This is a genomic window from Neobacillus sp. GCM10023253 (genome assembly GCF_042653105.1).
GTDB classification, from domain to species: Bacteria; Bacillota; Bacilli; order Bacillales; family Cytobacillaceae; genus Neobacillus; species Neobacillus citreus.
On the sequence record NZ_JBHSHV010000017.1, the window covers coordinates 26837 to 42534 of the forward strand.

Here is a 15698-nt window from a genome sequence, read left to right on the forward strand (position 1 = left end):
TGAAATAAAAAAAAATTTATCCTTGTTTTACAAAGAAGTAAGGCCAAAAAGTAGTTTATGGACTATTTCTTGAACTGAATTGTAAGAGAAAAAAAGGTGTAATAAACTGAGTGGAAACAGGATAAGTAGCTGCGTAATCAAAGAGGGTGAAAAATCCTCATTTTAGATACAATACGGTGAACCGTACCATAAGTAAATGAGGTTCTAGTTTTATTAATAAAAATTTCCAGGGTTGAAAAAGAAAAGGCTGGAATATTCATAACCATATTATAAATGAATATTCCAGCCTTAGGCATAAATCATCTTGTAGCCCGTTTTTTCTCCAGAAAACTACCCAACAATCGAGATCTTCAAAATATGACATGTGTCTTTCCGACGGCTCTTCACGATAACTCCCTTGAATGACATGCCTAATCATTTGGCCACCGATCTTTGGGGACCATTCTGTCTTCCGTAAGAAAAGCTATTGTCACAAAATATACACCTTTTTATGAAAACCACCCTATCCGTTTTCCTCACCAAACCCTAAATAGAGAAAGGATGGAGTTTTCCAATAAATAAGGATGGTGGTTGAAGATGGCAAAGTACCGAATGGTGCGAACTGAATTTTGGAACGGTCCCGTTGTGGAAGAGATGACTCCGGAGGAGAAGTATTTTTACCTCTATCTGCTGACAAATTCGAAAACAACTCAAATTGGCATCTATCGAATAACGAAGAAGCAAATGGCTTTTCATTTGGGCTATTCAATGGAGACTGTTCATTCGTTAATGGAGCGATTTACCGAGCATCATCAGTTGATTCGCTACAATCCGGAAACAAAAGAACTGGCGATTAAATACTGGGGGGAATATAACCTGCATAAAGGCGGGAAACCGATCATGGACTGTATCATTTCCGAGCTAAAAGAGGTCAAGGATCGCTCGCTTATTTCGTACGTTTCGGAATTCATTAGCAATCTCGGGATTAGCAGCCTTTACGAATCTTCTAGTAGACAAGAAGAAATGCTTTTTAGCAACGAGGGTAGTGAACGCGAGGAACAGGATACATATACCGATACGGAAGACGAAACGTTTTACGATACGTCGACTTGCCGTGATACGATACGTGGGCAAAAAGAAAAAGAAAAAGAAAAAGAAAAACAAAAACAAAAGATAGCTTCTCAGCCAGATATGGGGGACGCCCCAGATTTAGAGAATCTTACTAAACCGGAAGATGTGAATGAAATTATCGAGTTTTGGGACGCGAATGGCTTTGGTTTTACAAATGTGATGGCGAAGCAGCAGCTGTTAGCATGGTTAGAGGATTCTAGCTTTTTACAGCCGAAAGAGATGATCCTAAAAGCCATGGAGATTGCCTGTGCGAATAACAAGCGAAGGCTTAACTATATAGTTGCGATTCTTAGAAACTGGGAAAATGAATCGTTACTGACCGTAGCAGATGTTGATCCCATCAGGCACCCCAACATGCAGTACCAATGTCAAGAAAATCAACTGAAATCGTTCGTACCGGAAGAGATATTCCAAGTGGATTCCAACTTGATCTAACGGCAGGTGAAGAGGAATGAGTATGGCGGAAAAAGCGTTCTTAGGCAGTTTGATGAAGGCGGAGTACTTACTCACGGATACTGTGATCCAGCCAGAACAGCTAGAAAGTGCACGGCATAAAGAAATCATGCGAAAAATGGTGGAGTTCAAACGTACCGGCAAGAACCTTGATTTGATCACCTTTTCCACCCTGTCCGACCTTGAATCAGTAGGGGGAATGTCCTATCTTGCGGAGCTGTTGTCCTATGCAGACATTGAGAAGTTCGATGGAATGGAAAAGCTCATTCTGGAGTCATGGAAGGAGCGGGAAAAGAGAAACATCTTAACACTCGCTGCCATGAATGACTGGGAGATTGCGAAGGTCGTTAACGAATTGGATAAGATTAACCAATTAAAGCTTGAGGATCACACCTCGTTACAACAAGCGTTGGCAAACATCTATGAGGCACCCTGGGAAGATCAATTACGCCTGAAAAGTGTCCCAACGGGGATCAAGAAGCTCGACGACATGACGGGAGGCTTTCAGGGCGGGGAAGTCACGATTGTTGCGGCCAGACCGTCAATGGGAAAAACCGACGTGATGCTTCATTTTGCCAAAGTGGCCGGTTGGGCTGGGTATCTGCCGCTCGTTTTTTCCTTAGAAATGCCTGAGAGACTGATCACCAAACGATTAATTGCTTCGACAGGGGGATTTAACCGTGCGAAAATGCGGGATCCGAAACGAATGCTGAGTCAAAGTCAAAAAGATAAATGGTCGGATGTCATCGGTGACCTCACGGAAACCAATATGCAAATTTTTGATGGTGCGGGACAAACGATTGCCGAGATGAGAGCGAAAACGAGAAAGCTGATGAATCAATTTCCTGGTAAGAAACCGATCCTGTTTATCGATTACTTAACACTAATCCAATCCAGTCAATCGTACGGAGGGAATGCCCATCAACAAGTAACGGAAATATCAAAATCCCTAAAAAACATGGCGAAGGATTTTGATTGCCCGGTCATCTGTTTGGCGCAGCTAAATCGCTCGGTGGAATCAAGGGCCAATAAACGGCCAATGATGTCTGACATTCGGGAATCGGGAAGTGTCGAGCAGGATGCCGATGTCATTTTGTTCCTCTACCGCGAAGCCTATTATGACAAGGAGTCTCAAGATCATTCCCTTGAAATCATTGTCTCGAAAAACCGAAATGGCGAAGTTGGAAGGATCGCCGTGTATTACAACGAGTGTACGGGAGCGATTGATGACAAAAAGGAACAAAATTAACATCTTGTATAGCCGTTCAGCAGCTATTAAAGACGAAGCAGGCGGACCATATTATAATCAAATAATGAGGTGTAATCACATGTTGGTGAAGGAAGCTTACGAAGATAGTTTTCGTTTTGAAGAATCTACTTTGGCTCATTACATCTACCATTTACTAGCGGAACAGAAAATTTCCTTAGAGGACGACATTTCCAAATTAGACGCAGTTCAAGCAGATAACCAAATAGTAGCGGAATTGATCCGAAAGAATGTATTAGGCATTCATAAGGTTCGCATCTACTCCCTGAAGATGAACAAGAAGGACTTTTTTTTCATCTTTGCCAGCAGCCCGCAAGAGGCGATCCAATTCTTTACCGAAACATTTCAGCAAAGCCCATTAAACTGTCATGAATATCCACTAGAATTCGAGTTTGTGAGAGGAAAAGAGGTGGTTAGCTTTCGGGAGATGAGGAAGGATTTCACGAGTTTTCCAGCCATATTGGGGCGGTTTGAGAAGGTGGGATGAGTGTGAGAAGGAAATACACTTACGTTTGAAATAGTGATATGACCAAGTTAAAAGTAAGTCCTAATCCTATTTCAACTAAGTGTTCGTTCGACTTTGACCGTCGGTAGTCGGAATAAAAGCGGTTATCTCAACAGGGAAGCTACTTTTTCGTTTTTTTAATGAAAAAATATCAGCCTTTAAATAGTAGGTAATGCCCAGATGGGCGCGATTGAAATACCTGAATTCGTCATTGTTAAATTTCCACTCTATCCTGGCTGTTGGTTGTAAACGAGTTAAACCGGGGGTTAATTGAAAGCAATTTTGGGACGTTGACCCATAAATAATGGGCGGCATGATGTGATGACCACTCAAGCCCTTGGTGTATAAGGGTTTTGAAGTGATTTGCTAACAAAATGCTAACATTAAGAAAAATAAAAGAAGCTTCTCATAAGTTGAACAACTTGTGGGAAGCTTCTTTTTTCTTGCGTAAGGTGTAGATAAACATTTTCCATAATAATATTATCAGGATGATTTAAACTCTCCTTGATTAGAGAATGACATCAGTATCCTTTAATTTTAGAAATATATTTAAAAATGCAATGGGTGACTAGTGTTTTTCTAACGACACTTGAGAGCCATAGCATTTTTACTGTTAAAGGTAGGTTGAAAATATGAGTCTGATTTGAATATGGAATATTTTATCAAACATTGTAGAAAAATTAGTAGGTAAAATATACAATTAAACTATAATGGTAAAAAATAACTAGGGAAAATAAAGAGAAATTCTTAAATGTATTCCCTTTAAAAATATGAAAGGTTACAAAAATTTACGTGAAAGCTGACCAGAAGTAATTTGAAAGGGATTTGGCATTGAAATGACATATTACTTTCTATTTAAAGATGGTAAGTTGAAGCTTTTGGGTTAGTGTTTATCGGATATTGAATAATTAAGTTGAAAAGATAGAGGGGCTAATACATTGTGGTGTGACTGTGTTGATGATAGAAGATGAGAAATTTAAGTAAAATAAAAAAGCACGGGGGATGTAAATGAGACTAAACAAAATAGTAATAAATAACTTTAGGAAACTATCTCATAATGTATCAATTGATATTTCAGATGAGACATTAATAGTTGGTAAAAATAATACTGGGAAAACTTCTGTTTCGGAATTATTTATAAAGTTTTTTTTACCGAAGAAATCATTTAGGTTAGAAGATTTTAGCAGTTATTCAATTACAAGCAGTCTGGTAAATGATATACATTCTAAGTACTTGCTATTAGCGGAGGATTCTTCACAAAGCTCGGAACAAGTTAGGTATCTTGACGCACTTTTCCCTACAATTAGTATGGATCTGAACATTAGTATCGAAGCAAATGATAACCTTGCTTTAATTAAACCTTTATTATTTGAGTTTACAAATAACGAGGAACTGATAATTAGATTAAAGTATGAGTTCAGGGGCCTAAAGACTTGTGTTGATGATTTTACAAAATATAACAAGAAACTAACAACTAAATATAAATCTGGTATAGAAGAAGTCACATTTTTTGATTTCTTTAAAAGAAACTATTCAAATTACTATAAGATAAATGGTTACTGCTCAAAACCTAATCAATTTTATGAACACTCAGTTGATGTAAACGAAATTAGTAATCTATTTAATATAGGTATTATTTCAGCACAACGAGAAGTTGATGATACGTCTGATCAAAATTTACAAAGTATCTCTAATGCACTTTGGAAATACTACCAATTTATTACCAAGGAAAATAGTGACTTAAATCAAGAAGATGTTTACAGAGCGTCAATTAGTAACATAAAAACAAATCTAAATAGTGAATATAGTGAACTATTTAAAGAATTATTAACTTCAATTAACGAGAATATAATGGAAAGTGCTACTCAAAGTGTAGAAATTTCTTCCGAATTTAGTATTGAAGATATTTTAAAAAGAAATTCTAAACTAAAATATAAAATTGACGAATTGTTAATGCCTGAATCCTATAATGGATTAGGTTTTAGTAACATGATGTATATGTTTATTCAATTAGTAACTTATATAGATAAAGTAAAAAAAGAGAACAAGGTCTTTAACATCCTATTTATTGAAGAGCCTGAATCACACTTACATCCACAAATGCAATCAACTTTTTTGAAAAAATTAACTGATGTAATTGGTACAGAACATAATGTATATCGAATATTGACAACGCATTCATCCTATATACTACAGAATGCCAATTTATCAGGGGTTAGATTTTTTAGTGTTAATTCTAATAGTATTGATGTTAGGTCATTAAGCGCCTTTTTTAAAATACCAGAGTATTCTTCTTTAGAAACATTCGTGAAAAAGTACTTTAAGGTAAATACTTGCGACTTGTTTTTTGCCGATAAAGCAATTTTAGTTGAAGGTACTGTAGAGAGAATGTTGATCTCACTCTTGATTCAAAAGTTTGACGATGAACACAAGACATCCTTATCCAAGCAACACTTAACCGTTGTAGAGGTTGGTGGTGCCTATGCTCATACTTTTAATGAACTTTTAAGTTTTTTACAACTTAAAACATTAATTATCACAGATATAGATTCGGTATCAGGCAGCCATAATGAAACTTGTAAATGTGATATATCAGAAGAGGGAGATGACGCAAATACATATAGCATAAAGTCATCCAATGCAGTTATAAAAGATTGGTTTAACAGTACCGGCGAAAAATTATACATTAAAAATCTACTTGATAGATGTAAATCTAGTGATGTGTTAATAAAAACTAATAAAGATGGTAAAGGAGTAAAAAGAATTACCTTTCAAAGACCAACTGATGACAGATTGGTTTGGGGGAGGACTTTTGAAGAACAATTCATTATCGAAAATGCAACTTCATTGGAAAAGTCTATTAAAGCATGTGAATTCCAATCTCTTATTGAAGCCATCTCTAAAACAAAAGATGGTGGCCTAAATAAAATGGAGAAAAATGAAATTACTGAATCAATACTAAAAGATCATGCCTATGAAATTGTAAGAAATATTGATAAAACTAACTTTGCGTTGGACCTACTAATGTATAATGATTGGAAAGTTCCTCAATACATTAAGGAGGGCTTACTATGGTTAGAGAAGTAAAGGAAAAGATTATCCAATGTATTAATGAGGACACGAGTTTTGTTTTAGAGGCTGGTGCTGGCGCAGGGAAAACACACACATTAATGGAAACACTAAATTATATTCAAAGTGAATTTAAACATAGTAAAGTATCACAGCCTACTATACTTTGTATCACTTATACAAATATCGCCAAGAATGAAATAAGAGAGAGAACTAAACATATTCAAGGAATAAAGATTAATACCTTGCATGAATTTCTTTGGGATTTTATAAATCAATTCCAATTAGAGTTAAAAAAAGCAATCATTGATATGATAGAAGAAGACAAAAATAAAATCATTGATGAAATAGGAAAGGCTGAAAGGCTAATTGAAAGACCTCGTAAAAATACGAACGTAGAACAAAAGAAGCTGGATTTAGAAAAGAATAAGGCAAAACTAATAAAATACAATACTTGTAAATTAGATAAAATACGTTATGAGGGATATAGAGCTTTATATAAAGGAGTAATTAGTCATAAAGATATTATAAACATTTCAATAAGATTCCTAAAAGAAAATACTTTTGCTAATTTGTTCATAAATGGGTTTACTCATATATTTATTGATGAATTTCAGGATACAAACAAAGACATTCTATTACAACTTATGGATACTATAAAATTACACAAAAAAGAGAAGTACTTGGTTATTGGTTTATTCGGTGATCGAATGCAACAAATTTATTCTGGACAAGCTTTAGATATTGATTACAATTACTATCAATATGAAGTAATTCCGAAACTTGACAACTATAGGTCGTGTAAAGAAATCATTCTAGCAAATAATATATTGAGAAATGATGGATTACACCAAGAACATAAAAATCAAGATATTAAGTATGAAAAGTTAGATTTTATATTTAATGTAAACAAGGATGATATGTATTTGAAACAACATCTAGGTGGGAATTTAGGTGGCTATCAAAGATTATTTCTTAATCATCGAGAGATTGCAGAAGAAGTAGGTTTTATTAATATATCAAGAGTATTTACAGAAGAATATAAAAATTTAACAAACGACAAACTGTTAAAGAGAGAAGATACTTTTTTAGATTTTCTAATGGAAACAGTATTACCAATGGCAGCTAATTATCTCGCTGGAAATCACCAGTTACTCCTAAAAAATCTGAATAGAGATAGCTTTGGATTAGCTGACCTAACAAATCTAAATAAAGAACTAAATAAAATTTTCAATACTGAGAAACAATTACGAACTATGCTAGAGGGGTTGATTAATAAGAATATAGTAAGTAACAAAAAGGTAAATGGAATAATTAAGGAATATGCTGAATTAGATAAGGCAGAATTTATTGATCAATTACTTGAAATACAGCTACAAGAGTATTTGAATTTATATCGACAAATTAATAATGAGACTAGGCTTCAAACGTTGCATGGTGTTAAAGGGGACGAGTTTGATAAAGTGGTTATTAATATCCGTCATCAACAAAGTTGGAACCAATATAATTTCGATAGTTTATTTATGGAAGGATTTAATGGAACTGTATCAAATCAAAATGCACATAAATTGTTTTATGTTGCCTGTACACGTGCAAAAAGTGCTTTGATAATTAATTATATTTCTGAGGCTAAGGATGAAGTGCTTATTAAAGCTGTCTGTTCTAAAATTCAAGAGTTGTTTGGAAATTTTATCACAACGTATGTGTATGAAAGTGACATGATTATATATAATTCTGAACAATTTGTATGAATTTAAATACGTCTATTTCTATCAATAAATTATATTAAACAAGACATTCAGAAAACAATAAAATAAATGATTATGACATTCATTTTAACTCAAAGAGCGGAATTAACTCTAAAGTTGTATCAGGACTATAGCCGCATTCACAGGTGTGCCTTACGTTGTAAGAAATAGGAGTATGGATAAAGATTGAGAGATACAAAAGTAATATAAATAATGTGGGTTAGCAAATTGCTAACATTTTGCTAACGCAATCCCATAAAAAAAGGTAAATCTCCGTTAAAGATATTACAATTAAAAACATCCAAAACGTTGATTTACCGCACATTCTGCACTCAATGTTAACAATATTACACTCTAGAATTCTGTGGGCGGCATGATGTGATGACCGCTAAAACCCTTAATAAATAAGGGTTTTAAAGCTATTGCTAACAAAATGCTAACATCAGGTATATAAAAGAGGCTTCTCATTAGTTGATTAAACTTTTGAGAAGCCTTTTTCTTTTGTTTCCGAGAGAAGGTGCTACATTATGCAATATCAATTATATCAGTCTTCTGCAAACAGGTTAGATTAGCGAAAGTTCATCTAGCTGAAGGAAAAGATAGATGTAAAGTTTTATCCTGCGACGGTTTCACTAGAAGTAGTTAAAGAAATGATTAATGATCAAGGTATGATGTTGAATAAAGCCTTTTAAGTATTTGTTGAGTTTTGGTGCCTGTCCCTCTCTACCATGGGCATGAATCTATTATTGAGGAGCATTTACCAACAGTGCATGTGAAAAAGGTGATCCTTAAAGCTGACATTAGACCTAGATTGTTTAAAATAAGAAGGGAAAAGGGGACTGTGAACTGCACCACAATTGTTAGACACACAACTACAATTGGAGGTGTAGTATTTTATGAAGCTTACAATTCCTGGAATTTTGTCGATAAGAAAAAAGTAGTCAGGACGTTTTGCCTACCTACGATCTGGAAATAATGGTAGATAGCTAGGAATGGTAAAAAGCATATAGTAAAATAGTAATAAACTTGTATAAAAAGCACGACCAGATGAAATCACAAAGAAAAGGTGATCTTCGTGAAAGTATTGGCGCTTCATAACTTCTATAAAACAGTTCCAAGGGAAAAGGAACAAGATGTGAATGAAAGAATATCGTATCTCATTCGGGTTCTGAGAGAATATCATAATAATTTTGATGCTATTCCTACTGGTTTAGGATTTAAGAGAGTGGAATCTATCAGTCAAAGAATCTATAAATTCAAAGTCCATGGTGACAGGGTCTTATGCTCTAAAGCCGAATACCTACATCCGAACATAGAAAAAGAATATAAAGACAGCTTGATTCTTCTGGAATACTGCAATCATGATTCTCAGATTAAAGTGGCCAAACGTAGGGATTTTGCTAAACAAATCACAAAAGGTGAGCTTCTTCCGGAAGAGGCTATTATTATAACGGAAGCAGACAAGAAAGAGCATATCCTAGACTATACCCTAAATGCTCCAACTACGATTATTAAAAATATCGACGTTGATAATGAGCAGCTAGTGAATATTTTCGGAGAGGAAGGAAACTTTTACTACCTTGATCCTGAACAAAAAAGTCTGGTGAACAACATCGATAAGGGGCAATTTGTTTTTGGATCGGCAGGAAGCGGCAAGACCACAATCAGTGTTTATAAAATTATTCAGTTTCTTGAAAGCAAAAGAGAATCTCCTGAGTCAAAAATTGCTTATTTTACATATTCCAATAAGCTGAAAGAGCAGACGAAAACATTGTTCGAAAAAATGGCCAAAGAGATATATGGGTTTGAGCGAAAAGACTTCCAGGATAAAGTTGAATTTCAGACGGTCGAAGAATATCTCGAACAACATAACCCACTTGCAGGAAAAATTGTTACATATGAAAAGTTTAAAGAATGGTATGAATCGCAAAATAATCTTTCAAGGTTTGATCCTACTGGATTATGGAAGGAACGGAGAGGAATTTTTCAAGGGATGATTGGGCCTAGTTGGCAGAATTCCTTTGAATTGCCTACAAGAAATTTTCATAAGGATACCCTGAACTATCTAAAACAAAAAAACTATATTGAATGGAATTATCAAACATTCCGCCTCAGTGTGGAGTTGAATAAAATTTGTAGTTCGATCCAAGCTGAATTTGGCAGTTCGGAACCCTTTAGAAATAATGTTATTTCTGAATATAACAAACAAATTGCTTCTAAAAAGGAATTATCGGAGGATGAATATTATCACTTAAAAGATCGAGACAGCCTTTATTACGGTGAGGAGCGTAATAAGGTAGTTACTATTTTTAAGCGGTTTGACACGTACATGGAATCCCTTAAGGGGAAAGGGTTTTACGAGGAGGGGAAAATTGTAAGGTCAGCCTTGCAGAATGTCTTCCCGACCTATGATTATATCATTATTGATGAGGTGCAGGATTTAACTGAAATCCAGGTTTATTATCTCTACCAGCTACTTAAATCGAAATACAATGTTTTTGTATGCGGTGACTTTCATCAAACGATTAATCCAACCTTCTTCCATGTAGGCAGGATTGAAAGCATTTTCAGATTTTTAGGTGGCATTGATAATTATAGCACAGGAAAACTCGAAAAAAATTATCGTTCTAGTAAAAATATCGTTGATTTTGCTAATGAAATTTCGTTGTTAAGAAAAGAGTCGATCGCAACGAACGAGGAGTTGAATTACACAGAGAAACCGCTTAGAGGAGAAACGAGGAATCCCTATCTATTTCGGGGGGATAAGGCCCTGTTGTGGGATTATGTAAAGGACAAAAGCTACTTATATATCGTAGTCGGGAACGAACGGACGAAAACGGAGTTAATAAAGAGTTTCCCAGATTTGGAATCAAGGATTATGACCGTTTCTGAAATTAAGGGGATTGAGAACAAATACATCATTACGTATAACATTTTTTCTGACAATAACAAACAGTGGACGGACATATTTGCCAAATTAAATTCACCAACAAAATTAAAATCCGAGGTTTATCGCTATTACTTTAATCTCGCCTATGTCTCCATCACCCGTGCAAGGGATGGCTTGGGCATGATTGAAGATGACCTGCCTGAAACAGCATCCAACTGGCTAAAGGAAAAAGTTGATGTAATCACGAAGTTTGATATTCAGCAATTGGGCCTTCAAGAGCAATCTTCTTCTGGTGATATGTTGGAGAATGCCTTTCATTTGGAGCAAGGTGAGAATTTTGACCAAGCGATTGCAACCTATAAAACGGTTATTAATAGTGAAAACCTTGATTTGATCAAGGCTGCAGAAAAAGGTATAAAAAGGTGCCAACTTAAAAAGGATTGTAAATTGACAAAGGACTATGCATTTTGCGGCAAGCAGCTGTTGGAGTTAAAGGAATATGATGAGGCGATCCCATATTTACAGAGAGGGAAAGATGCCAAAGCATTATTGAAAGCAATCCTCTTATCCAATTACGTTGAACGATATGACCTAAATAAGGAAATGGAGGGTTTAGAAACGAATCCATTAAAAATCCTGATAGAAATGAATGATGAAAGACTAACCAAGAGATTTATTTTAAACGAAATAGATCCCTTTAAACATCAATATCATGAACTGGTGCGTAAATCAGGAAAAGTAGTTGTTCTTTCGGCAAAATCATAAAATTACGGAAGTAGGGGAAATAAAATGGCTGCTGGGACAGACAACAAAGCACTTGAACAGTTAATTAAGAAATTTACCGAGGCTTCTGACCAAACAAAAGAGCTTGATAAGGTCATCTCAAATTTTAGCTCTGTGCTCGAAGCATTCTATGATGCAATAGATGGTTTAGATGAAAAAGTGAATGTCATGGAACTATCCTCCTTGTCAGAAGAGGTGTTGGAGCGACTAGAGGAAATCAAATCGCTTAATGAACTGCAAGTAGTAGAAAATCTAGAAAAAATCGTGAAAAGACAAGCTAATGACCAAATGAAGATGATTCAAAAACTCATGAACGATAGTAAAAAAGAGAGTATCACCAAAATAGATGATCAGTTTCAAAAACTCCTGACAGGAATCAACAATGCCAACTCTGAAGGCGAAAATCAAGAAGGCAGAAAAAAACAGGATGAAATGCTCGCCATCCTACAAAGAATTGAATCACAGACAAGATTTAATGGAAACGGTCAATGGGCGGGAGCTCAACAAAGTAATGAAGAATTAATCAAGCTTAGAAGACATGTAAGCCATCTAAATAGTAAAGTAAAGAAGTTAGAAAATGATTACGAGGAACGAATCTACCATCTGGAGAATGAGATTGAATTGCTAAAAGAGAGTATGCAGCAAAACAGCAATGTTCCATCCACTCCTTATAATCAAAATATAATAGATATAAGTGATGATGATTTGCCATTTTAAAAGGATTAATGGCTAATAAAACAAGAAGTTGAGTTTAGAAACAACTTCTTGTTTTTTATTGTTTAAAAACTTACAATCAAAAAAATACTTATAAGTTTCTGAGACCTAGGTATTTAGTGGATTTTCCCTTCAATTTTTTTACAAATATTAAGAGATTGGTACTATAATAAGGTTGGATGCCTAAGTGCATATAAGAACTTAAGGGCTGGTGCTTTTGTGGCGATAAAAAATGGAAACTAGGTAGACAAAGTGACAATTAGTATCAGGCAACAACAAAATATAGTGCTAAGGGGGGCTAAATATATGTTAGAGGTTCGTAAAGGCAAATCCTCAAAGTCGTACGAAAATGAATTTTTTAGGAAAATATCGGTTGAGTTGTCACAAGTTTTCGAGCAAAGACAATGGGATGGTATTTTACTAGGAATGCCAGAGTGCATTGTGCGAGAGGATTTGCAAATGGACTGCTTGTTGGTTACTGAAAGTCAAATACTTATTATTGATTTTAAAGATTATAGTGGGACACTAGAACTTCCATCCGAGGAATATTTCGGATTTGGTAGATGGGTGTTAAATGGTGATGTAACGGTTAAAGGAGGAAGCTCCCCGAATCCATTTAGTCAACTTGGCAAGCAGCGGATAAAGCTGATAGATGAACTTAAATATCGTTTGCACGATTTTGAGCGTAAGTCTATATCAACTGTAGTTTGTTTTCACGATAACATAGAAGTCGTAGGTAGAATTCCCCGCCAGTTCCAAATTAGTTTTTCGATTGTTGATTCAAACAATTATCTCAACAAAATTGTCGATATCCTTGATGTCATGGCTGATGGGAATATAAATTATTTGTCCGAAAAGGGAAGACAAACTTTTACAAAGACTTTGTTTGCTGCGAATGAATACCAGTTTGATATACAATTTGAACCGGAGTTGCACGTACCGCGTGTTGCAGAACGAACTAAAAATTGCGATTCCTTGCAAGAAATTCGGGAATTTCTAATATCTGATAGCAAAATTATGACCTTAACAGGTAATACGAGAAGTGGCAAAACTGCGCTAATTCCTGATATTCGAGAAATGGCTTTCGATTTAGGTTTTACTGATGCCTCAGTATTTGCTTACTCTAATCGATTGAGAAGGAAGATGCTGAGGAACAATCCAGAACTAGAAGAAGTCGATTCACTATTTAATACAGTATTTGATTTCAAGGGTGAAACAATAGATGAATTTTACAAAAAGACAATTCCTATAAAAGGACATGATGAAATCCATGATCAAGCTAAAGCCCTGTATATTATCGATGATAGTCAGCTGATTACTAATTCGGATTTCGATACAGATTTGCTGCAATTTGGTTCAGGGCATTTATTAGATGATGTCCTAAATTATATCGATTTGGAGTCCAATCCCGAGAGAAAGGTTATTTTCATTGGAGACAAAAATAAGCTGAGTTATGGGTCGAACACTGAAAATGCACTTAATCCAGAATACTTAAAAGCGCTTCTTGATCTAAAAGGTATCTTTTCAGAAATAGGGAATACAGAGCTGCCGGATCATAACGGAGATTCTGAAATCATTAAAGTTTGTAATAAGATTGCAAAGAATATACGGGAAGAACGGTATAATGAGTTATTTATATACTCTAGCGAAGAGATTACCATCTGCGAAAAGAAAAATCAAACCAATATATTGAAGGAAACCTGGTTAAATCCAACCAGCAGTAAGATACTTGTTTTTTCCAATAAGCAAGCAAATCAAGTGAATACTTGGATAAAGAAGCAATTAATTAAAAATAGCGGAGAAATAGGGGCAAGGGATTACATTGTTTTTAATTCAACGATTCAAGCTTATGGACCAAGATTGGTGGAAAATGATTTATCGCCATTTGATAATAATGAACAACCTTTTTCATTTGTTGAACCTAAAAGGGTGGACAACGGTTATTTTGGCGAAGTTATCACTGTAGATCATGATCATATAATCGAAAAAGCTGTGGTCGTTAAAGACGAAAAAGTAATATTAAGATTTATTCCTTGCCAAATAAAGCTTCAGGATGGAAGTATTATTGAAACTCTTGTATTCGATAATTACTTGAAAGCTATAAAGAATGAGCTGGAAACAAAAGAGATTATTGCCTATCAAATCGTATTATCGAGTTATGAAAAGGAGGTTTTTGATAAAGAACCTTTTGAAAGAAGTGTGGAATACCAAGAAATGTTACAGCATCCTGATCAATATATTACATCCAAAAAAGATGGGAAAGAAATTTATAGAGATTCCAAAGACAAACGGAAGTTGACTCGTTTTGAAAAGGCGTACAGAGATCGGGTACTGACAAAATTAAAAGTGCCAACTAGCGAATATTTTAAGCTTTTAAATGCAGCGAGAGTAAAGTTTGGCTGGGCGATGACGGTGAATAAGGCAATGGCTTATTCTTTTGAAACGGTGTTTTTTAATACAAATCAAGATGAAAACCGAGGTAAAACGAATAAGGGATATTTCAAATGGATCTATACTGGGATATCGAGTGGATTAAATAATGTTCAACTGGTCAATTGGAAACCAATCTCTCCTTTCTTGAAGACGGAATTTAGTGAGTCGACAACCATAACAGCTCCAAATAAAAGTAACATCATTTTATCGCTCTCCAATGGGGGCCAAACTTTTTCCGAACAGCTTCAAAACTATTTGGAAACCCAGCTGTCAGGTGTGGCGACTATCTCAAATATAGCTTCAAAAAATTTTTTAGAGATTGTCACTTTGGAGATGAATGACAAAAAAATTGAATTGTTCTTCGATTACAATGGGAGAGGAGAAATGAAGATACCAAGGTTAAAGTCAGGTGAACAGCAGGATTTTGCACTTATATTGTCTTTATTAAAACCAGTTTCAAAGGATCTTCCTAGTGGAGTAATGCAATCGTTTTTGCAAGAGTTTGCTGCTATCTTAGAAAATCATGATATTCAAATGAGAGTTTTGGACTTTCATGATTGGAATTTGGTATTAAATTTTTCAAATCAAGAGAATAAGGTACGTATCCAACTTTGGTATACCGGTGATGGCATGATTTCTAAATTCTATTACATTGATGGAAATAAGGAACTTTTCTCAGAAATTGTTGGATTGATAAAAGAAATCTATGTTTTTGACTAAAGGAAG

Annotated in this window: 8 protein-coding genes; all 8 read left to right on the forward strand. The window is 35.0% G+C overall.

What is annotated here, in order from left to right:
- Nucleotides 1–576 precede the first annotated feature (576 nt).
- The 8 genes from ACFPA1_RS20490 to ACFPA1_RS20525 all read left to right on the forward strand — a co-directional run bounded on the left by ACFPA1_RS20490 (nucleotide 577) and on the right by ACFPA1_RS20525 (nucleotide 15692).
- Entirely contained in the window at nucleotides 577–1545 is a 969-nt protein-coding gene (locus ACFPA1_RS20490; RefSeq protein ID WP_378585083.1) for a DnaD domain protein, read from the forward strand.
- A gap of 22 nt (nucleotides 1546–1567) precedes the next feature.
- Nucleotides 1568–2812: a DnaB-like helicase C-terminal domain-containing protein gene (locus ACFPA1_RS20495; protein ID WP_378585084.1), complete on the forward strand. Its 1245-nt coding sequence runs from the start codon at nucleotides 1568–1570 to the stop codon at nucleotides 2810–2812.
- Nucleotides 2790–3317, forward strand: a complete 528-nt coding sequence (locus ACFPA1_RS20500) for a hypothetical protein (RefSeq protein ID WP_378585085.1) — start codon at nucleotides 2790–2792, stop codon at nucleotides 3315–3317. Before ACFPA1_RS20495 ends, ACFPA1_RS20500 begins: the two co-directional genes overlap by 23 nt.
- Before the next feature lie 1026 nt (nucleotides 3318–4343).
- A complete protein-coding gene (locus tag ACFPA1_RS20505) occupies nucleotides 4344–6422 on the forward strand; it encodes an AAA family ATPase (RefSeq protein ID WP_378585087.1) in 2079 nt (692 codons plus the stop codon).
- Complete coding sequence (locus ACFPA1_RS20510; RefSeq protein ID WP_378585089.1) at nucleotides 6407–8155, forward strand: UvrD-helicase domain-containing protein; 1749 nt, start codon at nucleotides 6407–6409, stop codon at nucleotides 8153–8155. Before ACFPA1_RS20505 ends, ACFPA1_RS20510 begins: the two co-directional genes overlap by 16 nt.
- Before the next feature lie 1072 nt (nucleotides 8156–9227).
- Nucleotides 9228–11807 carry a UvrD-helicase domain-containing protein gene (locus ACFPA1_RS20515; protein ID WP_378585091.1) on the forward strand — a complete coding sequence of 860 codons (2580 nt, stop codon included), beginning with the start codon at nucleotides 9228–9230 and terminating at the stop codon, nucleotides 11805–11807.
- A 24-nt stretch (nucleotides 11808–11831) separates the two neighbouring features.
- Nucleotides 11832–12542, forward strand: coding sequence for a hypothetical protein (locus ACFPA1_RS20520; RefSeq protein ID WP_378585093.1), 711 nt, complete (start codon nucleotides 11832–11834; stop codon nucleotides 12540–12542).
- A gap of 303 nt (nucleotides 12543–12845) precedes the next feature.
- Nucleotides 12846–15692: a nuclease-related domain-containing protein gene (locus tag ACFPA1_RS20525; protein ID WP_378585095.1), complete on the forward strand. Its 2847-nt coding sequence runs from the start codon at nucleotides 12846–12848 to the stop codon at nucleotides 15690–15692.
- Nucleotides 15693–15698: the final 6 nt, after the last annotated feature.

Excerpts from the sequence above, each read along its gene's own strand:
- ACFPA1_RS20495 (WP_378585084.1), top strand. The coding sequence starts at position 1,568 with ATGGCGGAAAAAGCGTTCTTAGGCAGTTTGATGAAGGCGGAGTACTTA.
- ACFPA1_RS20520 (WP_378585093.1), top strand. The coding sequence starts at position 11,832 with ATGGCTGCTGGGACAGACAACAAAGCACTTGAACAGTTAATTAAGAAA.
- ACFPA1_RS20510 (WP_378585089.1), top strand. The coding sequence starts at position 6,407 with ATGGTTAGAGAAGTAAAGGAAAAGATTATCCAATGTATTAATGAGGAC.
- ACFPA1_RS20505 (WP_378585087.1), top strand. The coding sequence starts at position 4,344 with ATGAGACTAAACAAAATAGTAATAAATAACTTTAGGAAACTATCTCAT.
- ACFPA1_RS20490 (WP_378585083.1), top strand. The coding sequence starts at position 577 with ATGGCAAAGTACCGAATGGTGCGAACTGAATTTTGGAACGGTCCCGTT.
- ACFPA1_RS20500 (WP_378585085.1), top strand. The coding sequence starts at position 2,790 with ATGACAAAAAGGAACAAAATTAACATCTTGTATAGCCGTTCAGCAGCT.
- ACFPA1_RS20525 (WP_378585095.1), top strand. The coding sequence starts at position 12,846 with ATGTTAGAGGTTCGTAAAGGCAAATCCTCAAAGTCGTACGAAAATGAA.